The 21,317-nt window shown below is 60.9% G+C and carries 22 protein-coding genes and 1 pseudogene; 15 read left to right on the plus strand and 8 right to left on the minus strand.

What is annotated here, in order from left to right:
- Window positions 1-10 precede the first annotated feature (10 nt).
- From hflK to AAF659_RS00840, 5 genes are all read left to right on the plus strand, one after another.
- Window positions 11-1,240: an FtsH protease activity modulator HflK gene (hflK, locus tag AAF659_RS00820; RefSeq protein ID WP_349749797.1), complete on the plus strand. Its 1,230-nt coding sequence runs from the start codon at window positions 11-13 to the stop codon at window positions 1,238-1,240.
- A gap of 2 nt (window positions 1,241-1,242) precedes the next feature.
- Window positions 1,243-2,118 (plus strand): protease modulator HflC, encoded by an 876-nt coding sequence (gene hflC / locus AAF659_RS00825; protein WP_349749798.1) that lies wholly within the window; start codon window positions 1,243-1,245, stop codon window positions 2,116-2,118.
- 108 nt (window positions 2,119-2,226) lie between these two features.
- Complete coding sequence (locus AAF659_RS00830) at window positions 2,227-2,412, plus strand: DUF2065 domain-containing protein (protein ID WP_349749799.1); 186 nt, start codon at window positions 2,227-2,229, stop codon at window positions 2,410-2,412.
- Between the two features lie 48 nt (window positions 2,413-2,460).
- The gene (locus AAF659_RS00835) at window positions 2,461-3,639 is read left to right on the plus strand and encodes an ATP phosphoribosyltransferase regulatory subunit (RefSeq protein ID WP_349749800.1); all 1,179 of its coding nucleotides are present in this window, start codon (window positions 2,461-2,463) and stop codon (window positions 3,637-3,639) included.
- Between the two features lie 54 nt (window positions 3,640-3,693).
- Window positions 3,694-4,989, plus strand: a complete 1,296-nt coding sequence (locus tag AAF659_RS00840; RefSeq protein WP_349749801.1) for an adenylosuccinate synthase — start codon at window positions 3,694-3,696, stop codon at window positions 4,987-4,989.
- Window positions 4,990-4,992: 3 nt separating this feature from the next.
- Here the strand turns inward: AAF659_RS00840 and cmoB are convergent, their stop codons facing one another.
- The 4 genes from cmoB to AAF659_RS00860 are packed head-to-tail and all read right to left on the minus strand — an operon-like array spanning window position 4,993 to window position 8,236.
- Window positions 4,993-5,991 carry a tRNA 5-methoxyuridine(34)/uridine 5-oxyacetic acid(34) synthase CmoB gene (cmoB, locus tag AAF659_RS00845; protein ID WP_349749802.1) on the minus strand — a complete coding sequence of 333 codons (999 nt, stop codon included), beginning with the start codon at window positions 5,989-5,991 and terminating at the stop codon, window positions 4,993-4,995.
- A complete protein-coding gene (gene cmoA, locus AAF659_RS00850) occupies window positions 5,988-6,755 on the minus strand; it encodes a carboxy-S-adenosyl-L-methionine synthase CmoA (protein ID WP_349749804.1) in 768 nt (255 codons plus the stop codon). Before cmoA ends, cmoB begins: the two co-directional genes overlap by 4 nt.
- Window positions 6,756-6,784: 29 nt before the next feature.
- Window positions 6,785-7,780, minus strand: a complete 996-nt coding sequence (locus AAF659_RS00855; protein WP_349749805.1) for a serine/threonine protein kinase — start codon at window positions 7,778-7,780, stop codon at window positions 6,785-6,787.
- Window positions 7,781-7,783: 3 nt separating this feature from the next.
- Window positions 7,784-8,236, minus strand: a complete 453-nt coding sequence (locus AAF659_RS00860; protein WP_349749806.1) for a hypothetical protein — start codon at window positions 8,234-8,236, stop codon at window positions 7,784-7,786.
- Window positions 8,237-8,317: 81 nt separating this feature from the next.
- Here AAF659_RS00860 and AAF659_RS00865 point away from each other — a divergent pair, with 81 nt between their 5' ends.
- Window positions 8,318-9,418 (plus strand): NAD(P)/FAD-dependent oxidoreductase, encoded by a 1,101-nt coding sequence (locus tag AAF659_RS00865; RefSeq protein ID WP_349749807.1) that lies wholly within the window; start codon window positions 8,318-8,320, stop codon window positions 9,416-9,418.
- 3 nt (window positions 9,419-9,421) lie between these two features.
- Here AAF659_RS00865 and AAF659_RS00870 read toward each other — a convergent pair whose 3' ends face one another.
- Complete coding sequence (locus AAF659_RS00870; RefSeq protein ID WP_349749808.1) at window positions 9,422-9,865, minus strand: ComF family protein; 444 nt, start codon at window positions 9,863-9,865, stop codon at window positions 9,422-9,424.
- Between the two features lie 78 nt (window positions 9,866-9,943).
- Window positions 9,944-10,168 (minus strand): annotated as a pseudogene (locus tag AAF659_RS15025) (double zinc ribbon domain-containing protein); the annotation flags it as partial.
- Between the two features lie 56 nt (window positions 10,169-10,224).
- On the opposite strand from AAF659_RS15025, the gene bioB reads away from it, so the two are divergent.
- From bioB to AAF659_RS00915, 9 genes are all read left to right on the plus strand, one after another.
- The gene (gene bioB / locus AAF659_RS00875; protein ID WP_349750735.1) at window positions 10,225-11,280 is read left to right on the plus strand and encodes a biotin synthase BioB; all 1,056 of its coding nucleotides are present in this window, start codon (window positions 10,225-10,227) and stop codon (window positions 11,278-11,280) included.
- Window positions 11,273-12,436 (plus strand): 8-amino-7-oxononanoate synthase, encoded by a 1,164-nt coding sequence (bioF, locus tag AAF659_RS00880; protein ID WP_349749809.1) that lies wholly within the window; start codon window positions 11,273-11,275, stop codon window positions 12,434-12,436. The genes bioB and bioF overlap by 8 nt, the downstream gene beginning before the upstream one ends.
- A complete protein-coding gene (locus tag AAF659_RS00885) occupies window positions 12,433-13,146 on the plus strand; it encodes an alpha/beta hydrolase family protein (RefSeq protein WP_349749810.1) in 714 nt (237 codons plus the stop codon). Before bioF ends, AAF659_RS00885 begins: the two co-directional genes overlap by 4 nt.
- On the plus strand, window positions 13,143-13,952 hold the full coding sequence (gene bioC, locus AAF659_RS00890; protein WP_349749811.1) for a malonyl-ACP O-methyltransferase BioC: 810 nt from the start codon (window positions 13,143-13,145) through the stop codon (window positions 13,950-13,952). The genes AAF659_RS00885 and bioC overlap by 4 nt, the downstream gene beginning before the upstream one ends.
- 16 nt (window positions 13,953-13,968) lie before the next feature.
- On the plus strand, window positions 13,969-14,670 hold the full coding sequence (bioD, locus tag AAF659_RS00895; protein ID WP_349749812.1) for a dethiobiotin synthase: 702 nt from the start codon (window positions 13,969-13,971) through the stop codon (window positions 14,668-14,670).
- A gap of 81 nt (window positions 14,671-14,751) precedes the next feature.
- The gene (locus AAF659_RS00900; RefSeq protein WP_349749813.1) at window positions 14,752-15,021 is read left to right on the plus strand and encodes a flagellar biosynthesis protein FlgE; all 270 of its coding nucleotides are present in this window, start codon (window positions 14,752-14,754) and stop codon (window positions 15,019-15,021) included.
- A gap of 18 nt (window positions 15,022-15,039) precedes the next feature.
- Window positions 15,040-15,951, plus strand: coding sequence for a putative metalloprotease CJM1_0395 family protein (locus AAF659_RS00905; protein WP_349749814.1), 912 nt, complete (start codon window positions 15,040-15,042; stop codon window positions 15,949-15,951).
- 107 nt (window positions 15,952-16,058) lie between these two features.
- Window positions 16,059-17,858 (plus strand): acyl-CoA dehydrogenase C-terminal domain-containing protein, encoded by a 1,800-nt coding sequence (locus AAF659_RS00910; protein ID WP_349749815.1) that lies wholly within the window; start codon window positions 16,059-16,061, stop codon window positions 17,856-17,858.
- A 107-nt stretch (window positions 17,859-17,965) separates the two neighbouring features.
- On the plus strand, window positions 17,966-19,759 hold the full coding sequence (locus tag AAF659_RS00915; RefSeq protein ID WP_349749816.1) for an acyl-CoA dehydrogenase C-terminal domain-containing protein: 1,794 nt from the start codon (window positions 17,966-17,968) through the stop codon (window positions 19,757-19,759).
- Here AAF659_RS00915 and holA read toward each other — a convergent pair.
- Together holA and AAF659_RS00925 are read right to left on the minus strand one after the other, a co-directional pair.
- Window positions 19,756-20,760, minus strand: a complete 1,005-nt coding sequence (gene holA / locus AAF659_RS00920) for a DNA polymerase III subunit delta (RefSeq protein WP_349749817.1) — start codon at window positions 20,758-20,760, stop codon at window positions 19,756-19,758. The two genes, AAF659_RS00915 and holA, sit on opposite strands and share 4 nt — an antisense overlap.
- Window positions 20,757-21,311 carry an LPS-assembly lipoprotein LptE gene (locus tag AAF659_RS00925; RefSeq protein ID WP_349749818.1) on the minus strand — a complete coding sequence of 185 codons (555 nt, stop codon included), beginning with the start codon at window positions 21,309-21,311 and terminating at the stop codon, window positions 20,757-20,759. The genes holA and AAF659_RS00925 overlap by 4 nt, the downstream gene beginning before the upstream one ends.
- Window positions 21,312-21,317: the final 6 nt, after the last annotated feature.

The raw sequence follows: 21,317 nt of genomic DNA on the forward strand, positions 1-21,317 counted from the left end.
GGAGAACACTATGGCCTGGAACGAACCGGGTGGAAACCGCAATAACGATCGTGACCCCTGGAGCTCGGGCAATCGCGGTGGCAATGACCAGGGGCCTCCGGACCTGGACGAGGCACTCAAAAAGGGCCTCGACAAGCTGAACAAGCTCTTCGGGAATAAGGGCGGTTCCGGCGGTAGCGGTGGTTCAGGAGGAGGGAGCAGCAGTAGTGGCGGTGGCTTCACCCTGATTCTGGCCGTCGTAGGTCTGCTTGTCTTCGGATTTCTGGCCTATCAGTCAGTCTACATCGTTGATGAACGTGAAAACGGCGTGGTGCTGCGCTTCGGCGAGTATCACAAGACGACCATGCCGGGTCTGAACTTCAAGATTCCGCTGCTCGACGATGTCCGCATGGTGACCGTGACCGATGTACGCTCGTTCAAGTCCACCGGGCACATGCTCACTGAAGACGAAAATATCGTGAGTGTGAACTTGGCCGTTCAGTATCGGGTGCAGGAGCCCAAAAACTTTGTGCTCAATGTGCGCGCCCCCAGCAGAACGCTGCGGTACGCCACAGACAGCGCCCTACGCCACGAAGTGGGCAGTTCCACGCTGCATGGTGTGCTCACCGAGCGCCGTGCGGAGTTGGGCCAGCTGGTTGAGAAACGCCTCCAGCGCTTTCTGGATACCTACACCGTAGGTATGCAGATCCTGCGCGTTAACGTTGAGAGCACCCAGCCTCCGGACCCGGTTCAGGAGGCCTTCCGCGATGTTCAGCGTGCGCGTGAGGACATGCAGCGCTTTGTTGATCAGGCCGAGCAATACCGCAACCGCGTCGTTCCGGAAGCGCGCGGCCAGGCCCAGCGAGTACGCGAAGACGCAAAGGCTTATCGCTCCAAAGTAGTGGAAGCGGCTCAGGGTGATACCGCGCGTTTCCTGGATGTGCTTGATGTTTACGAGCAGTCTCCAGAGGTCACCTCGCGTCGGCTCTATATCGAAACCATGCAGCAGGTTCTGACTGGGACCAGCAAGGTGGTGGTCGACGTCGAGCAGGGTAATAACCTGATGATGCTACCGCTGGATCAGATGATGAAGGGCGGTGCTAAGGCGATGGCGGATTCTTCCCCAGATGGGAGTGATTCCGGTGATGGTCAACACCAGGGTATTGGTTCCACCAAGAACCGCATCGATCGGATCAGCGATCAGGTGATCGACCGGATCCGCGACAAGCAGAACAGCAATTCCGGCCGGGAGAGGCGTTAAGCATGAACACTAAGGGTATACTGGCGATCATAGCCGGTGTCGTGGTTCTTTACCTGGTGTCGGCAACCGTCTACATCGTTCCGGAAACGCACCGTGGTGTTGTCCTGCGCTTCGGTGAGCTGGTCAAAACAGGCGTGGAGCCCGGGCTGCATTTCAAGTTGCCCTGGGTTGAGACGGCGGAGGAATTTGATACACGGATTCTGACGCTCAACATAGAGACCCAGCGGTACTTGACGGTTGAGAAGAAGCCGCTGGATGTGGATTCCTATGTGACCTGGCAGATAACGGATGTGGCAGACTTCTATCGGGCTACTGGTGGCAGTGAGGTGCGCGCTGAAGGGCTTCTTGCCTCCCGGATTGAGAATGGGTTGAGGGACGAGTTCGGTGTGCGCAACATGACTGAGGTGGTTTCCGGTGCTCGTGATGAATTGATGGAGAAGATCCAGCAAAGTGTGGATGAACTTACGCGCAAAGAGTTCGGCATCCGGGTTCAGGATATCCGGGTCAAGGGTATCGAGCTGCCTAATGAGGTCAGCGAGACTGTCTACCAGCGGATGCGTACCGAGCGCCAGGCTGAGGCCCAGGAATACCGGTCGCGCGGGCGTGAAAAGGCCGAAGGGGTGCGTGCTGCGGCGGACCGTAAGGTAACTGTGCTTTTGGCCGAGGCAAACCGGGAAGCTCAGGAGCTCCGTGGCGAGGGTGACAGTGAGGCCGCAACCATCTATGCCAAGGCCTTTGGCCAGAACAAAGAGTTCTACGAGCTCTACCGGACGCTCGAGGCCTACCGAAGTACGTTCAGCAGTCCTCAGGATGTGTTCCTGATGGATTCCCAGAGCGACTTCATGAATATGCTGGATGGGCCCATGAAGGCGCAGTGAGGCACGGGGATGCCTTTATTAACCGGAGCTTCGGCTCCGGTTTTTTTATGCGCGCTATGGGCGTAGAATCTCGACTCTGTAATGAACCCGAACGGTGCCAGATATCTCATGTGGCAGGATTTGCTGACAGCTCTGGGGCTGGTGCTCATCATTGAGGGTGTTGTGCCGTTTCTATATCCGCAGCGCTGGCAGCGCATGGTGGAAGTTCTGGCGCAGATGGCACCTACAAGCATGCGCTGGGCGGGCTTTTCCAGCATGCTGATTGGCGTGATTATGCTCTATATTGTGCGCTAACAGTGCCTGCCCAGTGATGCTGAATCAATAATCATGGATTCAAAGGTCATGACTACGTCCGATCGATGGTTGCTGCCCGATGGGGTAGCCGATGTATTGCCGCCCCAGGCCCAGAAAGCGGAGACACTGCGCCGGGGGTTGATGGACACCTATAAGCGGTGGGGCTATGAGCTCATCATCCCACCAATGATCGAATACCTGCAGTCGCTGCTGACCGGAACCGGTAACGATCTGGATCTTCAAACCTTCAAGCTTACAGACCAGCTGACCGGTCGCATGATGGGGGTGCGGGCCGACATGACCCCGCAGGCAGCGCGGATGGACGCACACAGTCTGCGCCGTCCGGGCGTTACGCGCCTGTGTTATGCCGGGCATGTGCTCAACGCCCGCCCGAGCAGTATGCTGGCCAGTCGCACTCCGCTTCAGGTTGGGTGTGAGCTTTTCGGAAGCCGGAGCAGCGCCGCCGACCAGGAAATCATTGATCTGATGCTGGAAACCCTGACCGCGGCCGGTGTTGAGACGGTCCATCTGGACATTGCCCACGTGGGCATCTTCCAGTGTCTGGCAGAACAGGCGGCACTGGGGCGCGATCTGGAAGGGCGTGTATTTGATGCCCTGCGCCGGCGTTCCATTCCGGAACTGGATGAACTTCTGGGTAGTGCCGAACCTGGATCGGCGCGCGCCATGCTGCGCGAGCTTGGTCGGCTCTGTGGCGGCGAAGAGGTGCCGCAGGTGGCCCGGCAGCGCCTTGCAGGTGCATCCGCACCTGTGCTCGAGGCGATCGATCAGCTCGAGCAGACTGCGACCCGCGTGCGCCAGCGTCACCCCGGTGTCGCTGTGGGGTTCGACTTCAGTGAGCTGCGTGGGTACAACTATCACACGGGGTTGGTCTTCGCCGCCTATACGCCGGGGCAGGAGGGCGCCGTGGCTCAGGGCGGACGCTATGACGCGGTAGGTGAAGATTTCGGTCGCGCCCGACCGGCGACCGGTTTCAGTGCCGATCTGAACCGCCTGCTGGAGGCAGGCAGCTACTCCTTCGGGGCCAGCAATGGTGCGATTCTCGCCCCGGGGGGCACTGACGCGACGCTGCGTCGGCGCATCAGTGAACTGCGCCAGAGTGACATCGTCATCCAGCAACTGGACGACGAAGCCACTGATCGGGTCCCGCCCGGCTGTGATCGCCAGCTGGTCTGGCGCAATGGCGACTGGCAGGTGGAGCCGCTGTAACGACAGTGGCGCGAACATCAATCACGAGTTTCTGAACGGATCAGCGAGCCATTCATGGGTAAGAACGTCGTAGTGCTGGGCACCCAGTGGGGTGACGAAGGCAAGGGCAAGATCGTGGATCTGCTCACCGAGCAGGTTTCAGCCGTTGCACGGTTTCAGGGCGGACACAACGCCGGCCATACACTGGTGATTGATGGTGAAACCACAGCGCTTCACCTGATCCCATCCGGGATCCTGCGCCAGCACATCACCTGCATGATCGGTAATGGTGTGGTGCTGGCGCTGGATGCCTTGCTCAAGGAAATCCAGAAGCTGGAGTCGCGGGGTGTGGATGTGCGCTCACGGTTGCGGGTGAGTGAGGCCTGTCCGTTGATTCTGCCTACCCACGAGAGACTGGACCAGGCGCGAGAGCGTGCCCGTGGCAAGGACTGCATCGGTACCACCGGCCGTGGTATTGGGCCTGCTTATGAGGATAAGGTCTCCCGTCAGGCTCTGCGCTTCGGGGATCTTGCCGATCCGGAGGTGTTCGAGCGCGGTCTGCGTCACCTGATGGGGTATCACAATTTTGTGCTCACCGAGTACTACGGTGAATCGCCGGTGGACGTGGACGCCACACTGGCTGACTTCCGTGGCTACTCCGACGAACTGCTGCCCATGGCCGCGGATGTGACAGATATGCTCCATGATTTTCGCAAGCGCGGTGAGCATATCCTGTTCGAAGGCGCTCAGGGAGCGCTTCTGGACATTGACCACGGCACCTATCCGTTCGTGACCTCCTCCAATACAACGGCTGGCGGAGCGGCCACCGGGACCGGCGTCGGACCCCAGTATCTGGACTACATCATGGGCATCACCAAGGCCTATACCACGCGTGTGGGCTCTGGTCCCTTCCCGACTGAGCTGTTTAACGAGTGTGGTGATCACCTGGCGAGTCAGGGGCATGAGTTCGGCACCACTACCGGGCGTGCGAGGCGTTGTGGCTGGTTTGATGCGGTAGCACTGCGCCATGCGATCCAGGTCAATAGCGTTTCCGGCATATGCCTGACCAAGCTGGATGTTCTGGATGGGCTCGAGGAGGTGAAAGTCTGTGTGGGGTATCTGACCGAGGAGGGGCGGGTTAGCCGTCCACCAATCCGCGGGGCTCAGTACGAGGCTATTGAGCCGGTTTACGAGACCCTGCCTGGCTGGTCCGAGAGCACCTCCGGTATCACGGCCATCGACCAGCTGCCGGAGAATGCCCGCAACTATATCCGTTTTCTGGAACAGCAGATCGAGGCGCCGATCGATGTGATCTCCACAGGCCCTGACCGGATCGAGACGGTGACCCTGCGCCATCCCTTCAACGTCTGAATCTCAGGCCGGCTTACGGGCCACCAGGGTGGCCCGCCGGGGTGCTGGATAGCCTTCGATGGTCCGGTCAGGATCCTCCGCATCCAGAAAATCAGGTAGTGACTGGAACTGCATCCAGTCCGTCGCACGCTGCTCCTCGGTGGTTGTCTGGGTAACGTCCACGCACTCAATCTGTATGTAGCCGGCTCGCTGCAGCCAGCGCTCAAGGGTGGGCACGCTGGGGATGAACCAGACGTTGCGCATGCGGGCGTAGCGATCCTCGGGCATCAGGGTTTCGCCCATCACGCCCGCAATCACCAGTGTCTCCAGAACCAGCTCACCACCAGGTTTCAGAGTGCCTTTGAGTTCCAGCAGGTGGTCGATTGGCGAGCGCCGGTGGTAGAGCACGCCCAGTGACAGGGTGGTGTCGAACAGCTGCAGCTGGTGAGGCAGGTCTTCCAGCCGTTGGGGCAGAAGGTGGGCCGGCGGGTCGACCAGATAACGCCGGACTGCTTGGAACTGCATCAGAAACAGCGTGCCGGGGTCGACGCCCACTACCCGTCGAGCCCCGGCACCCAGGATGCGCCAGCAGTGGTAGCCGGAGCCGCAGCCTACGTCCAGCACAGTGCGGTTCCGCAGATCGCTGAGGCCCGGACTGACGCGTTGCCACTTCCAATCCGAGCGCCACTCGGTGTCGATCTGGGTGCCAAAGAAATCAAAAGGGCCCTTGCGCCAGGGCATGAGACCACGCAGCCCCTGGTCCAGCTGTTCCTGCTGGGTGTCAGTTAAATTGTCAGCAGCCCTGAGGGTGACCGTGGGTTGATCCAGCGCCGCCTCCGTGTCCGTCAGGCACGGCAGGTTTGTGAGTGCCGTGAGCCAGCGCGGCAGGTCACCATGGGGGTGAGTTTCGAAGACGGTGCTCAGGCGCTGCTCCAGTTGTTCCCGCCACTGGTTACGCCCGCTGTCACAGAGCCAGTCCAGCAGATTCGCGTACTCGGCTCGCCAGTCAAAGCGGGTGTTCATGGCGCCTCCTCCGGTGCAATCGCGATAATAGAGACAAAGTTGAGAGACTGATGCCAGAGCGTCACCTGCTCAAAGCCCGCGTTCTCAAGACGTCGCCGGTGAGCGGCGACGGATTCGGGGACCAACACTTCTTCAAGGGCGTTACGCTTGCGGCTGATCTCCATCTCGGAATAGCCCTGGGCGCGTTTGAAATCCAGATGCAGGTCTTCCAGTAGCGCCTGTTCGGCGGGATCATCGAAGGCCACTTTTTCCGAAAGCACCAGGGCACCCCCGGGGGTTAGAGCCCGGCACAGTCTTGAGAGCAGGACATCCCGGTCACCAGGGGGAAGAAACTGGAGCGTGAAGTTCAGGGCGACCACGCTGGCAGGCTGGTAGTCGATGGCGCGAATGTCCGCGCACTGAAGCGCCACTGGCAGTTGGCCGTCGTCCAGGGCGATGTAATGGCGGCAACGTTCGATCATTGAAGCGGCGTTGTCGACAGCCACGATGCGTGTTCTTTCAGCTCTGACGCTGTGGCGCATGGCCAGGCTGACAGCACCCAGCGAGCAGCCAAGATCATAGAGGGCCGTATCCGGGCGTGCGAAGCGTGCGGCAATAACGCCGATCATGGGCACGATGGTGGTGTAGCCGGGTACTGAGCGCCGGATCATGTCCGGAAAGACACGCGCCACCGCCTCATCAAAACGGAAGGGATCATCAGCGCCATTGGCGCCCGCATAGACAGCATCGGTTTCAGTATCGAAGCGAGCGGTTGGATCATTCATTGTGCGGTTTCCGTTGCTGGTGTGCGCCGTCAGGGCCCAGGAGGCCGGACCGGTGGCTGCTGCAGGTTCGCCAGTTGCTCGCGCAGCATCAGAATGTGGTCAGCCCAAAACCGGTCCTGACCGAACCAGGGGAAGTGCATGGGAAAAGTAGGATCGTCCCATCGCCAGGCCAGCCAGGCGGCCTGATTGATCAGTCGCATGGTACGCAGCGGTTCGATCAGGTGGCACTCCGCCGGGTTAAACTCGTTGAACTGCTCGTAACCGTCAATCAGCTCGCCCAGCTGCCCGCGCTGTTCCTCGGAGTCGCCGCTCAGCATCAACCAGATATCCTGAATGGCCGGCCCCTGGCGGGCGTCGTCGAAGTCCACAAACAGTAACCGTTCTTCGCGATTCAGGATGTTGCCTAGGTGGCAATCTCCGTGGAGGCGTTGCAGGGTCACGGTGCCGGCTCGATCCTGGCAGGCCCTGATGGCGTCAAGCAGGTCCGGGATCAGGCTCTGGTAGGCCTCTCTCAGATCGTGCGGAATAAAACCGGCTTGCAGCACATAACGATGCCCTTGCTCGATGATCCGCACGGGGTCAATGGTTGGGCGGTGCTGGAAGTCGGAGCGCGCGCCGACCTGGTGGATTCGGCCCAGCCACTGGCCAATGCGGAACAGGGTATCCGGCATGGTGATGTCCGGGGCCTGCCCACCGCGTTGGGGGTAGAGGGCCAGGGTGAAGCCACCGTAGTTGGCAAGATAGCTGCCATCGGTCATCGGCAGGGCGCCGACCGCCGGGATCTCGGCAGCTTCCAGCTCGGCGACAAAGCCGTGCTCCTCTTCCAGTTGCGCTTGGGACCAGCGGCCGGGGCGATAGAACTTGGCGATCAGTGGCTGCCGATCTTCAATTCCGACCTGATAGACCCGGTTTTCATAGGAGTTGAGAGGGAAAAGGCGCCCATTGACCGGGTAGCCGCAGGCCTCAACGGCATCAAGAACCAGGTCAGGGGTGAGATACTGGTAGGGATGTGCCATTGTCTCCATGGGTCAGCCACCTGCCGCGGGGTTCATGGGTGTTGCGCTGCCAGGGCCGCGGCGAGTCGCCATGTCATTGAGGTAGTACCAGTTCTCATCCAGCTCCCAGCGTACCCGCTGGATGCCTGGTGAGGTTGTAACGGTCTTGCTCGCCTGTGCCTGAAGGCGTGCGTATTCCTGTTCGGCGCGCAGGAGGTCAGGGCTGGTTGCCGGCGTCCGTTCCAGATCCGGAAAAAGTTCCCTCATCGCCAGGGCCGTATCGATACGGGTCGAGCGCAGTGTGCTCATGACGGCCGTATCCCCTTCTACGCGCAGTACGCGGAAGGGGTAGGGGTAGTCAGCCAGAGCGGACTGTTGGCGCAGCTTTTCATTGAGTTCCACCACGGTGAAGCCGCGCCAGCCCAGCCAGCTTACGAACAGGGCTGCAACGATCATGACCGCTATGAACTGGCGGATGTCTGACATGCTTCCCCCGGAAAAATGATAGGGCCAACAGTATAACCGGTTGGGCGTTTTAATCAGAGCCCCTGATGGTATCCTTTGGCCATGGATTCGGAACAGATTGATGCAGTTGTTATTGGTGGCGGCGTTATAGGGCTGTCTGTAGGTCGGGCGCTGGCCAGGGCCGGGCATGAAGTGCTGGTTCTGGAGCGTCATGCTCACCCCGGCGAGGAAACATCCGCGCGCAACAGTGAGGTCATACACGCAGGAATCTATTATTCCCCTGGCTCACTGAAGGCAGAGCTGTGCCGCGAAGGGCGTGATCGGTTGTATGATTACTGTGAGCGTCATGGCGTGGCGTACAGTCGTTGTGGTAAATGGCTCGTTGCGGTAAGCGAGGATAAGATACCGGCGCTGGAACAGCTGCGGTGCAATGCTGCCAACAATGATGTGACCCTGAACTGGCTGGGTGCATGGGAACGCCAAAAGGAACCCGCGCTGAAGGCCGCTGCGGCCTTGGAATCGCCCATGAGTGGCATTGTGGATTCGCACGCCTATATGCAGGCCCTTTTGGGGGACTTGGAAGCCCACGGCGGTTGGCTGGTACGCCGGGCGCCGGTAGAGCGGATCGAGAGCGTGCAGGGGCGCCACTGGATCCAGGTGGGGGGCGACGTGCCCTGTGAGCTCAGTGCCGGCATTGTGGTGAATGCTGGCGGTCTGGGTGCGGTGGCGTTGGCGCGGCGATGGCAGGGGCTGGCCCCGGAGGCCATTCCGTCGCAGTGGTTCAGCAAGGGGCACTATTTCGCCTACAATGGTCGCCATCCCTTTCAGCGCCTGATCTACCCTTTGCCGGGCGCCGGCGGTCTTGGTGTGCATCTGACCCTCGATATGGCAGGCCAGGCGCGGTTCGGCCCGGACGCCCACTGGGTGGAGGCACTTGAGACCGCCGTGCCTGAGTCACTGGCACCGAGTTTTGTCAGCGCCGTGCAGCAATGGTGGCCAACGCTGGATCCCGCGCGTCTCACACCCGCCTATGCCGGCATCCGGCCGCGCATTCACGGTCCCGGCGACGCGCCAGCCGATTTCATCATCCAGGGGCCCGAGGAACATGGATTGGCGGGTGCAGTGAACCTGTTTGGCATTGAGTCGCCTGGCCTGACGGCCTCTCTGCCCCTGGCTGACAGGGTTGTCAACTGCCTGATCTAGCGCCTAGGGCGTTCTCGCTAGGGCCCAGACCTCCAGACGCATCACTCCAGCCTGACGCAGGCAGTGTGCCATTGCTTCCACAGAAGCGCCGGTGGTGACCACATCCTCAATGAGAGCGATATGCCGCGGCAGAGGCGCGCTGCCAGTAACGAAGAAAGCCTGCTGCAGGTTGCGTGTTCGCTCGGAGCGGGAAAGGCTGGCCTGGGCCTGGTAGCCTGGATGGCGCTGGAGTCGGTCCATCAGTACCGGGACCTGGGTGGCTCGTGTGAACCAGCCCGCCAGCTCTGCGGTCTGACTGAAGCCGCGCTCGCGCAGCCGCTGCGGGTCCATTGGCGCCGCAATCAGGGCCTGCGGCAGCGGCGCCGGGGCTCCGGCTGCATGCAGCCAGTTGCGGGCGAGCGCGGCGCCCTGAGCGCGTCTGCCGTGATACTTGTAGTTCTGGATCATGCGGTCCACCGGGCATTCATAGCGCCACGGGATCCGGCTCAAATCCTGAGGCGGGTCAGTGCGCTCGCATCGATGACAGAGAGTGGAGCCGCGTTCGCCGATGGACAGTGGCAGGGCACAGCGCCTGCAGCAGGGCCGGGTTTCTGGAAGGTCCTGCAGACAGGCGCGGCAGAGCCCGCCGCTTTCATCGGGCCCCAGGCAGATGACGCAGCGGCCGAGGTAAAACTGGCTTATGCTTGCGCTGTTAACCAAGCTGGTTGCTCTGGTTGACAGTCGTCGGGCCATCCTTATCATGGTTTGCATTACGTCTGGGCACCTCCGTGTGGCAGACCATCGATCAGCAGGACAAGGACAAGAGTATGACCGCTTCCGATGCCATCCGTCACGATTGGACCCTGAAGGAGGTCCGCGAGCTTCTGGATATGCCGTTCAACGACTTGGTATTCCGGGCCCAACAGGCGCATCGCCAGTGGTTCGATCCCAACGAGGTTCAGGTCTCAACACTGCTTTCCATCAAGACTGGTGCCTGCCCCGAAGACTGCATGTACTGCCCTCAGAGCGGTCACTACAACACCGGTCTTGAGAAAGAGAAACTGATGCAGGTCGAAAAGGTCCTGGAGCAGGCCAAAGCGGCCAGAGAAAGTGGCGCCACCCGATTCTGCATGGGCGCCGCCTGGCGCAGTCCCACGAAGAAGGATCTGCCGCATGTGCTGGAGATGATCCGGGGCGTGAAAGATATGGGGCTCGAGACCTGTATGACGCTGGGTATGCTGACAGAGGATCAGGCCAGTGAGCTTGCGGAGGCGGGTCTGGACTATTACAACCACAATCTCGACACCTCAGAACGTTATTACAATCAGATTATTACCACTCGGACCTATCAGGATCGGCTGGATACCCTGGCCAACGTACGCAGCGCCGGCATGAAGGTCTGCTGCGGGGGTATCATGGGGATGGGCGAGGACGAGGACGACCGTGCCGGGTTGCTGATTCAGCTTGCCAACCTGCCGGACCACCCGGAAAGCGTGCCCATCAATATGCTGATCAAGATCCCGGGGACGCCGTTAGAGGACGTTGAGGATCTGGATCCGTTCGAGTTCGTTCGTACCATCGCCGTGGCGCGCATCCTGATGCCGAAGAGCCATGTCCGCCTGTCGGCGGGCCGCGAGGATATGAACGACCAAATGCAGGCGCTGTGTTTCATGGCCGGCGCCAATTCCATTTTCTACGGCGATCAGCTGCTGACCACGGAAAACCCGCAGGCCGAGCACGACCGGGCGCTATTCCGGCGTTTGGGTATTGTGCCCGAGCCGCTGGCAACGGACCGGTCGGATGAGGACGAAGCCGCAGAGCTGAGCCGTCGCATGGAACAGGAGCGCCAAAGCGCCCTGTTCTACGACGCGGCCAATGCCTGATTACAACGCGGAGCTTGAAGCGCTGCGCCAGCAGGGGCTGCTGCGGGAGCGCCGGGTTCTGGATTCTGCTCAGGGCCCGGAAATTGTTGTGGATGGCCGGAGCATGCTGGCCTTCTGCAGCAATGATTATCTCGGACTCGCCAGCCATCCCGGTGTAACCGAGGCGTTTACCCAGGCGGCCCGTGAGTATGGGGTCGGCAGTGGCGCCTCGCACATGGTTAACGGCCATCACCGGCTCCATCACGAACTTGAACAAGCTGTGGCTGCACACACTGGCCGGGAGTCAGCGGCGCTGTTCTCTACCGGATACATGGCCAATCTGGGTGTCATCGCCGCCCTGGCTGGTCGTCACGACGTTATCCTTCAGGATCGTCTCAACCATGCCTCACTGCTGGACGGGGCCCATCTCGCCGGGGCCCGCCTGAAACGTTATACGCATGCTGACACCCAGGCTGCGGCCCGCATGCTGGAAGGGGAATCACGCTGTGCACTGGTCGCGACCGATGGCGTGTTCAGCATGGATGGCGATCTGGCACCGTTGGATGGGCTGTCAGCCCTTTGTCACGAACAGGGTGTACCGCTGATGGTGGACGATGCGCACGGTCTGGGCGTACTCGGTAGCAATGGTGGTGGTATTGCTGAGGTTCGCGGACTGGGCCAGTCGGCCGTTCCGATACTGGTGGGAACCCTGGGAAAGTCACTTGGTGTTGGCGGGGCCTTCGTTGCCGGTTCCCGGGCTTTCGTGGATTACCTGGTGCAAAAGGCACGAACGTACATCTATACCACCGCCATGCCACCGGCAATGGCGGCTGCAACCCAGCGCAGCCTGGAGCTGTGCCGGGAGGAGAGCTGGCGCCGTGAACGGCTGGCGAAACTGGTGGCATGGTTCCGGGATGAGGCAATGGCACTTGGCTACCGTCTGTTGGAATCCTGGACGCCCATTCAACCGCTTATTGTAGGGCCTTCAGACCGGGCGATGGCACTGAGCGAAGCGCTGGCACGACGGGATATTCTGGTGCCGGCGATTCGCCCACCAACGGTACCTCAGGGCGAGGCGCGTCTGCGTTTCACGTTCAGTGCTGCTCATACCGATGAACACATGGAGCGGCTGCTGGAAGCGCTCAAGGAAGCACGCAGCGAAACGGGGGCGGCGTGAGCGCGGTCGTGGTTGTTGGTGGCTGGGGCATTCCGGCCACTGCACTCGAGTCACTACTGCCCTCGTCGATAGAGCCCGTGCTGCTGGAGCCAGCATGGATGGCGGCCGGGCATAGCGACTCCCGTTCGGCTCTGGACGCCGCTATGGGGTGTGTTCCTTCGGGAACGCCCTGGCTCGGCTGGTCGTTGGGTGGCCAGCTGGCCATGGCAGCCTGGGAACACTTCCCGGAACAGGTAGGTGGGGTCATCACACTCTGTTCCTCCCCCTGTTTTCGGGAGGCGCCGGGGTGGCCTATTGGCATGGCGGGTTCAGACTTCCAGGGCTTTCGTGACGGCATGCTGACGGATGTGGAACAGACGCTTGGTCGCTTCTGTGCGCTGGTCAGCCAGGGTAGCTCATCTCCCAGACAGGTTCGTCGTGAGCTGCAGGGGCTGGATTGGCCGGAGCTGACTGGCGATTATAAGCAGGGGCTGGTGAACAGCCTGGAATGGCTGGCTCAGCTGGACCAGCGCCAATCCTGGCAAGAGGCAGGGCCCGGAGCGCTGCATCTGTTCTGCGAACGCGATGCCTTGGTGAGTGCGACAGTGGCGGAGGCGCTGGGGCTGGCCGACAGCCGCTACCGCCTGGTGGCTGATGCCGGTCACTGGCCGGGTACAGTGACCGGCCTGACGGAGTGGATCAGTGAGGCTCTGGAGCAGGTGGTTCGATGAATGCATGGCAGAGCAATCAGATCCCCCGTAAGCGGGTATCCGATGATTTTGGGGCTGCCGCTGACAGCTATGACGAGGTGGCACATCTGCAGCAGCGTGTGGCGCTGGACCTGATAGCGCGCCTGAAAGTTCCGCCTGGTGGCACCGGGCTGGATCTCGGCTGCGGCACAGGGTTCAGTCTGCCGCAATTGCAGCAGGAACTGGCTCCGAAGGAACTGATCGCCGCTGATCTGTCCCCTGGTATGATCGATTATGCTCGAACGCGTCGGGGCGTGGACGCGCGCTGGCTGGTGGCTGATGCTGCCAGCCTGCCACTGGCCTCCGCCAGCCTGGACTGGATCCAGTCCAGTCTTATGATTCAGTGGTGCGGGGATACCAGCGCTGTGGCCCAGGAAATGGCCAGGTTGCTCCGCACTGGTGGCGAAGCCCACCTGGCAACGCTGGTGGATGGAACCCTGACCGAACTGGAAACCGCATGGGCCGAAGCCGATCCAGGGCGACGTCATGTCAACCGTTTCCTGGCTCTCTCTGAGCTGGAGGCAGGTCTCGCTGCTGGGTTTGAGCGTGTGACCATTGATGTCGAACCACTGGTTCTCTGGTATCCGGATGTGATGGCGCTCCTGAGCGAACTCAAGACCCTTGGCGCAAGCTACAAGGATGCCGGTCGCCATCGCAGCGCGCTTGGCCCGGGGCGCCTGAAGGCTATGCGGCGTGCCTATGACCGCCACCGTGATGCCCGGCATGGTGTGCCGGCAACCTGGCAGGTGGCCTTTGTACGAATGACCGGCCCCAGGCCACAACCTTGAGAGTCTCCGAAAGCTCATGTCACGACAATCCTTTTTCATAACCGGAACTGACACGGACGCCGGTAAAACAGTGGTAACCACAGGCCTGCTGCGTCTTGCTTCCCGCAATGGTCTGCGCACGCTTGCCATGAAACCCCTGGCCTCCGGCTGTGACCAGACGGAGGAGGGACTACGTAATGCTGATGCGTTGGCGCTAGCGCAGAGCATGACCGAGCCCATGCCCTATGAATCCGTGAATCCGGTTGCGCTGGAACCGGCGATAGCACCGCATGTCGCTGCCCGTGAAGCCGGGCGAGGGGTCAGTGCCGAGCGCTTGGCAGGGTTCTGCCGGGGGGGCATGACGCGCCCGGCGGATCTGTTTCTGGTCGAAGGCGCCGGGGGCTGGCGTGTGCCCCTCAATGAGCAGGAAAGCTGGAAGGATCTGGTCACGGCGCTCCAGCTTCCTGTGATTCTGGTCGTCGGGCTGCGTCTCGGTGCCATTAACCACGCGTTGCTCAGTGCCGAGCTCATCCAACGTGATGGCTGTCGTCTGGCCGGATGGGTTGCCAACCGCTGCACTCCGGAACCCATGGCCCGGGAAGATGACACTTTCAATACGCTCTGCGAGCGTATGCCGGCCCCCTGCATGGGCCGTGTGCCTCGGTTGACCTCAGACGACCCTGCCGCCATGGCGCAAGAGGCTTCCCGTCACCTTTCATTGCCGCTGTCAGGGGTGTGAGTCGCCTTTGCTCTGGTTGTTTGAATATTGAACACCGTTGTGATGTAATATTCGTGAACACTCTGGGTATGAGGTGTGCCCATGATCAGTAATTCTCTATCCATTGGCGTCAACGGCGTTCAGGATGCCCAGCGCGGTATGCAGGATGCGGCCAACCGAATTGCCCGCTCGGGAACTACTGAAACTCCTCCTCAGGAGGCTGCCGCCCCAAGTGGGGCCAACGCAGGGGAGGATAGCCTGGCGGGTTCCATCCTGGATCTGAAGGCGAATCAGCGGAATGCTGAGGCCTCTCTGGAAGTGGTTCGGACAGCGGACGAGATGGTGGGGACGCTGCTCGATGAACGTGCCTGACTCAGGGATGCATTTGCCGTGCAGCTTACATCCATCCAGTCCGCGATTAATAATGGCGGCGGCACTGTAACCCGAAGCGCCGCGACGCCCGGCACGACATCCGGTAGCGTGCCACCGACCAGTACGTCCACCAGCGGTGCTCAGCCATTCTCCGCGCAGGGCTCTGTTGGTTCTGCCCCTCCCTCAAGGCCGGTCTCTTCCGCTACACGTGGTGCAAGCGGTGGTGGGGTACAGGTTTCGATTAGTGAGCAGGCCCGGCAGCAAAGCCCGCAGGGCTCAAACCCCAGCGCCGCTGGGGATGATGAGGGGGCTTCAGAGCTCGCTCCGGAAAAGCCGCGCGCTGAGGCCGGCAAGAAACCCGAACAGGAAGCTGGTGGGCGCGACCGGCAGGAGCCGGACAAAGGCTCCGACGAGTCATCGCCGGCACAGCAGTCGACCGTTCAGGAGCTGCGTCGCCGGGATCAACAGGTGCGCCAGCATGAGCAGGCGCATCAGGTGCTGGGTGGCCAGTACGCCGGTGCGGCCACTTACACCTATCAACGTGGTCCGGACGGCCAGCTCTATGCTGTGGGTGGCCAGGTCTCTATTGATAGCAGCCCGATTCCGGATGACCTCGAAGCCACCATCAACAAGATGCAGACGGTTCGTTCTGCCGCGCTCGCTCCGGCCGAACCTTCTCCGCAGGATATCAGGGTAGCCCAGGAAGCGACCCGCCAGCTGCTCCAGGCCCGGTCGGAGCTGCGCTCCCAGCGCCAGCAAGGGGCTGACGCGGGCGAGGGCGAGACCCAGAGCGCCCCAGGTGCAGAGGCCGCGGCATCTGATCGCTCAGGCGGTGATGATGCCCGGATCAGCCTCTTCCGCAATGTCGATGGCATACCGGCCACGAACTCAACCACCAGCCCAGATTCAGGCCTGCGCGCCACAGCTTGACGATCGCCGAAAAATGCGTCCATGCAGGCGTTGTCTCTTGACAGCCGGCCCATCCCAAACGTATGTTTCAAACAGCCGTTTAATTATTGGAACCGAGGTACAACGCCATGCCCCAGTACAGAGCCCCCCTGCGTGACATTAAATTCGTCATGAGTGAACTCCTGGATTCGGAAACCCATTATCAGCAGATACCCGGTGGCGAGGAAGCGACGCCGGATATGGTCGACGCGATTATTCAGGAAGGAGCGAAGTTCTGTGAGCAAGTGCTGTCACCCTTGAATCAGGTCGGGGATGAGGAAGGGTGTAGCCTTCAGGACGGACATGTCAGCACTCCCACTGGGTTTAAAGAGGCGTATCGCCAATACATTGAGGGGGGGTGGCCATCCATGACCTCGGACGAGGAACTTGGCGGCCAGGGGCTGCCCGGATCTCTGTCTATGGTCATGAGTGAGATGGTAGGAACCGCGAACTGGGCATTTGGCATGTACCCCGGGCTGAGCCATGGGTGTATGGCCACGCTGGAAGCGCATGGCAGTGATGAGCAGAAGCAGACTTACCTTCCGAAAATGGTCACTGGTGAGTGGACCGGTACGATGTGTCTGACTGAACCACACTGTGGATCGGATCTTGGGCTGCTGCGTACCAAGGCTACACCCAACGACGATGGCAGCTACGCGATCACTGGGCAGAAAATCTGGATCTCCGCGGGTGAGCATGACCTGTCTGACAACATAATCCACCTGGTACTTGCCCGTCTGCCGGACGCGCCCAAAGGCACCAAGGGGATCTCGGTGTTCGTGGTACCCAAGTTCCTGTCGGATGCGAGCGGTAATCCTGGGGAGCGCAACACGCTTGTGTGCGGCTCTCTGGAGGAGAAAATGGGCATTCACGGGAATGCCACCTGCGTTATGAACTTTGACGACGCAAAAGGCTACCTGATCGGTGAGCCCCACAAGGGGTTGAGCTATATGTTCACCATGATGAACATTGCCCGTATCGGAACCGCCATTCAGGGGCTTGCTTCGTCGGAGCTCGCCTTCCAGGGCTCACTGGAGTACGCCAAAGATCGCCTTGCGATGCGCTCGCTCTCGGGTGCCAAGAATCCTGACGGCCCCGCCGATCCGATTATTGTACATCCCGATGTCCGTCGGATGCTTCTTACCCAGAAGACCATCGCGGAAAGCGCCAGGGCCATGATCTATTACGCGGCCCAGCAGGCGGACATCTCCCAGGCCAGCAATGATGAGGACGAGCGCAATGAGGCAGATGAACTGCTCAGTTTTCTGACGCCAATTGCCAAGGCGTTCCTGACTGAATTGGGCGTGGAGGCAGCGAACCAGGGGATGCAGGTGTTCGGTGGCCACGGCTATGTTAAGGAATGGGGCATGGAGCAGATCGTAAGGGACGCCCGTATCAGCACCATCTATGAGGGCACAACCGGCATTCAGGCTCTGGATCTTCTGGGGCGTAAGGTTCTGATGACCCAGGGTGAGTCGCTCAAGCGCTTCACCAAGAAAGTGCATCTCTTCTGCAAGGAGCAGGCTGATAATGAGTCCATCAGTGAGTTTGTTGAACCGCTCCAGAGCATGAACAAGGAGTGGAGCGACCTCACCACGAAGCTGGGCATGTCTGCCATGAAGGATCGGGAGGAAGTTGGCGCGGCCTCCTTTGATTATCTGATGTATTCTGGGTACGCCGTGACGGCTTATCTCTGGGCTCGGACCGCGGAAGTGGCGCAACGTAAGCTGCAGGAGGGCACCTCCGAGGAAGCGTTCTACAAAGCCAAGCTCCAGACCGCACGCTTCTTCTTCAAGCGCATGCTGCCGCGGGCCAAAGCCCACGCTGATGCCATGATGAGCGGTGCTGACAATCTGATGGAGATGGAGGAAGAGCATTTCGCTTTCTGAACCGGTATGATCCAGTACGCATGAAAAAAGCCCGCCACGCGCGGGCTTTTGTGTGAGAAATCCCGGGGGAGAATAGCCCCGCAGACGTTCAAAGTGAGGACCAACCCATGGCTGACTATAAAGCGCCCCTGCAGGATATGCGGTTCCTGCTCAACGAGATCTTCGACGCACCGGGCCAGTGGGCTTCCCTGCCCGGGCTGAGCGAGAGCGTGGATCCGGAGACGGCGGATGCCATTCTGGAGGAAGCCGGTAAAATTGCGGCGGGGACGCTTGCTCCGATCAATCAGAGTGGCGACGAGCAGGGCTGTCAGTTGAAGGATGGCGAAGTAACCACTCCGGATGGATTCAAGGAGGCGTTCCAGATCTTTGCCGAAGGTGGCTGGGTCGGTCTTGGTGGGGACCCGGACTATGGTGGTATGGGCATGCCGAAGAGCCTCGTCGGGCAGGTTGAAGAAATGATGCAGGGGGCCAATATGGCTTTCGGCCTCTGCCCCATGCTGACCGCAGGTGCCTGCCTGGCGCTGCATGCTCACGGCAGTGAGGAGCTCAAGGAAAAGTATCTGCCGAAAATGTACGACGGTACCTGGTCAGGCGCCATGGATCTGACCGAGCCGCATGCCGGCACCGATCTGGGTATCATCCGTACCAAGGCGAAGCCCAATGATGACGGCTCCTACAACCTCTCCGGCACCAAGATCTTTATCACTTGGGGTGATCACGACATGGCGGAGAACATCATCCATCTGGTACTGGCCAAACTGCCGGATGCGCCTGCTGGCCCCAAGGGGATTTCGCTGTTCCTGGTGCCCAAGTACGAAGTGAGCGAGGATGGCACTCTGGGGCCGCGTAACGGTGTTTCCTGCGGCTCGTTGGAAGAGAAGATGGGTATTCACGGCTCTGCAACCTGCGTCATGAACTTTGATGATGCCCGCGGCTGGCTGGTTGGCGAGCCCAACAAGGGACTGATGGCCATGTTCACCATGATGAACTATGAGCGTCTGGGTGTGGGGATCCAGGGCGTGGGCGCCGCTGAAGCCTCCTATCAGCACGCTCTGGCCTATGCCCGTGAGCGTCTTCAGAGCCGCTCTCCTGACGGCCCCCAGGCACAGGATAAGCAGGCGGATCCCATTATTGTGCATCCGGACGTGCGCCGTATGCTGTTGAAGATGAAAGCCCACACCGAGGGTAGCCGTGCCTTCATTACCTATGTGGCGCAGTGGCTGGATCAGGCCAAGTTTGCCGAGGATGCTGAGGCCAAGGAGAAAGCGGATGGCATGGTGGCATTGTTGACGCCAGTGGCTAAGGCTTTCCTGACCGACCGGGCGCTGGATACCTGTGTGATCGGCCAGCAGGTCTATGGTGGCCATGGCTACATCAGCGAGTGGGGTCAGGAGCAGCTGGTGCGCGATACCCGCATCACCCAGATCTATGAAGGCACGAACGGCATCCAGGCGATGGATCTGATGGGCCGCAAGGTTGTCGCCAATGGCGGTAAGTATTTCGAGGTTTTTGCCAATGACGTTGCGGATTTCATCAATGCGAATCAGGATGAGCCGGCGGTTGCAGAATACCTCCAGCCCCTGGCGGCGGCCCTTGAGCGTCTTTCGGATGTGACTGAAAGCGTCATCAAGGCAGCGGACGGCAATCCCGCGGAAATTGGTGCTGCGGCAGTGGACTACCTGGACCTGTTTGGCCTCACGGCTGAGGCCTACCTGTGGGTCCGCATGGTGCAGGCTGCGGCGCCGAAGGCCGAGAGCGACACCTCCGGTTTCTACAGTGGTAAGCTCAAGACCGCTCGCTTTTTCTTTGACCGAATCCTGCCGCAATCAGTCGCCCTGGCGGAATCCATCCGCAATGGCGGCGACAGCATGATGGCGCTTGACGACGCCGAGTTCGGCTAGGCGGAGAGCGTCTCCACCAGGGCGGCAAGGGCAGACCAGGCCGGCATGGCCGGGTCTTTTCCCTTGCTGGCCCGGTCTACCTGCCTGGCCTGTTCCCAGGCTCTGCTTATGGATTGGCTGTTGTGCCGACGTGAGGCTTTCTCCAGCGCCTTTCTCAGCGGTGGCTGACGAACCCCGTTGTGCTTGAACCAGGTGGCGGCATTGCTGCCTTGGCGCAGGCTGTGCTGCAGGTTGGCGAGATGCTTAAGGTCGCGCTGGAAAACGCCCAGTATAGCCAGTGTACTGGTGCCTTCTTCCTCCAGGCGCCGCAGCATCTGCAGGGCGTGAATCCGGTTGCCGGTCAGTGCCTCGCTGCTGAGCTCGAAGGCATTATAGCGGCTGCTGTCTTCGATACCACCGATGGCGACTGCGTCATCCACGGGCTCATTGCCGGCAATAACCCTGAGGCGTTCCAGCTCCTGGTGAGCAGCCAGCAGGTTACCCTCCAGGCGTTCACTGAGCTGGCTCACAGCGTTGCGGGTGAGCTTCAGGCCCATGGTGTCGGCGCGGCGTGAGAGCCAGCGGGGAAAGTCCGCCGGATCCACAGGCCATACCGGCACATGAAGTCCGACCTTTTGCCAGTTGCGGAACCAAGCCTTGCTGGTCTCACCACTGTCCAGGCGTGGACCCGATACAATCAGGATTACATCCTCGGGCGGCGCCTTGGCGAAAGCCTCCAGAACCTCCCGGCCCTTACCGGGCTTACCACTGTGCAGGCGCACTTCGATGCGCCGGCGGCTTGCAAACAGTGACAGCGCCTGGGTTTCGTCATGGACCTGCTGCCAGTCGAACTGAGCGTCCGTCTGAAAGACCGTACGTTCTTCATAGCCTTCCGCGACCGCGCGCTCGCGGATTCTGTCGCAGGCTTCCTGCACCAGCAGCGGCTCATCGCCGGTGACCAGGTAGCCGGCATCCAGGCGCTTCGCGAGCTGATCCGGAAGCTGTTCCGGGTTGACCTTCATTCGGCGGCGTCCGTTGTGCTTTCGTGCTCTGAGCGGATCCGGTTGATGCGCTCCTCGGTGAAGGGCATAAGGCGGCGCGTGACCTGCTGGATAAGCTGGTCCTGGAGGAGGCCCTCAATACCCTGCTGTTCACGTTCTCCCGCCAGAACCTGCTGCTCGTCAGCCTGGTAGAACTCCCGGGCACTCAGCTCGGTGTCCGCGAGAAGGGGAATGCCGTCCTCAGTGGTCAGCGCCACCGCCATGCGAGCACTGAGCTCGTATTCGCTGGCGGCTGCCCGTTCATCCAGGGCACTGGTGCGCCGCTCCTGTTGATAGTCACGGAGCTTGAGGTGGTAGCCAGCGGTTTCGTGGTCTTCAGCCAGGATGTTGTAGAGACCAAGGCGATCGCGCAAACCCGAGCAGACCGGCTCGGGTACACCGTTCCCACAGGACAGCGCCAGTGGCGACAGAGCATCCGACACCATGGCCGTGCCCCGCAAATGGAAGCCACAGGCGGTGAGCGCCATCACCAGGACCAGTGTCATGATGGATTTCCAGGCGGCCTGGCGCATGGATGA

This window comes from Salicola sp. Rm-C-2C1-2 (assembly GCF_040196175.1).
Classification (GTDB): domain Bacteria; phylum Pseudomonadota; class Gammaproteobacteria; order Pseudomonadales; family Oleiphilaceae; genus Halospina.

What these genes read in the sequence shown, in the direction of transcription:
- hflK (WP_349749797.1), top strand. Translation starts at nt 11, where the DNA reads ATGGCCTGGAACGAACCGGGTGGAAACCGCAATAACGATCGTGACCCC.
- hflC (WP_349749798.1), top strand. Translation starts at nt 1,243, where the DNA reads ATGAACACTAAGGGTATACTGGCGATCATAGCCGGTGTCGTGGTTCTT.
- AAF659_RS00830 (WP_349749799.1), top strand. Translation starts at nt 2,227, where the DNA reads ATGTGGCAGGATTTGCTGACAGCTCTGGGGCTGGTGCTCATCATTGAG.
- AAF659_RS00835 (WP_349749800.1), top strand. Translation starts at nt 2,461, where the DNA reads ATGACTACGTCCGATCGATGGTTGCTGCCCGATGGGGTAGCCGATGTA.
- AAF659_RS00840 (WP_349749801.1), top strand. Translation starts at nt 3,694, where the DNA reads ATGGGTAAGAACGTCGTAGTGCTGGGCACCCAGTGGGGTGACGAAGGC.
- cmoB (WP_349749802.1), bottom strand. Translation starts at nt 5,991, where the DNA reads ATGAACACCCGCTTTGACTGGCGAGCCGAGTACGCGAATCTGCTGGAC.
- cmoA (WP_349749804.1), bottom strand. Translation starts at nt 6,755, where the DNA reads ATGAATGATCCAACCGCTCGCTTCGATACTGAAACCGATGCTGTCTAT.
- AAF659_RS00855 (WP_349749805.1), bottom strand. Translation starts at nt 7,780, where the DNA reads ATGGAGACAATGGCACATCCCTACCAGTATCTCACCCCTGACCTGGTT.
- AAF659_RS00860 (WP_349749806.1), bottom strand. Translation starts at nt 8,236, where the DNA reads ATGTCAGACATCCGCCAGTTCATAGCGGTCATGATCGTTGCAGCCCTG.
- AAF659_RS00865 (WP_349749807.1), top strand. Translation starts at nt 8,318, where the DNA reads ATGGATTCGGAACAGATTGATGCAGTTGTTATTGGTGGCGGCGTTATA.
- AAF659_RS00870 (WP_349749808.1), bottom strand. Translation starts at nt 9,865, where the DNA reads ATGATCCAGAACTACAAGTATCACGGCAGACGCGCTCAGGGCGCCGCG.
- bioB (WP_349750735.1), top strand. Translation starts at nt 10,225, where the DNA reads ATGACCGCTTCCGATGCCATCCGTCACGATTGGACCCTGAAGGAGGTC.
- bioF (WP_349749809.1), top strand. Translation starts at nt 11,273, where the DNA reads ATGCCTGATTACAACGCGGAGCTTGAAGCGCTGCGCCAGCAGGGGCTG.
- bioC (WP_349749811.1), top strand. Translation starts at nt 13,143, where the DNA reads ATGAATGCATGGCAGAGCAATCAGATCCCCCGTAAGCGGGTATCCGAT.
- bioD (WP_349749812.1), top strand. Translation starts at nt 13,969, where the DNA reads ATGTCACGACAATCCTTTTTCATAACCGGAACTGACACGGACGCCGGT.
- AAF659_RS00900 (WP_349749813.1), top strand. Translation starts at nt 14,752, where the DNA reads ATGATCAGTAATTCTCTATCCATTGGCGTCAACGGCGTTCAGGATGCC.
- AAF659_RS00910 (WP_349749815.1), top strand. Translation starts at nt 16,059, where the DNA reads ATGCCCCAGTACAGAGCCCCCCTGCGTGACATTAAATTCGTCATGAGT.
- AAF659_RS00915 (WP_349749816.1), top strand. Translation starts at nt 17,966, where the DNA reads ATGGCTGACTATAAAGCGCCCCTGCAGGATATGCGGTTCCTGCTCAAC.
- holA (WP_349749817.1), bottom strand. Translation starts at nt 20,760, where the DNA reads ATGAAGGTCAACCCGGAACAGCTTCCGGATCAGCTCGCGAAGCGCCTG.
- AAF659_RS00925 (WP_349749818.1), bottom strand. Translation starts at nt 21,311, where the DNA reads ATGCGCCAGGCCGCCTGGAAATCCATCATGACACTGGTCCTGGTGATG.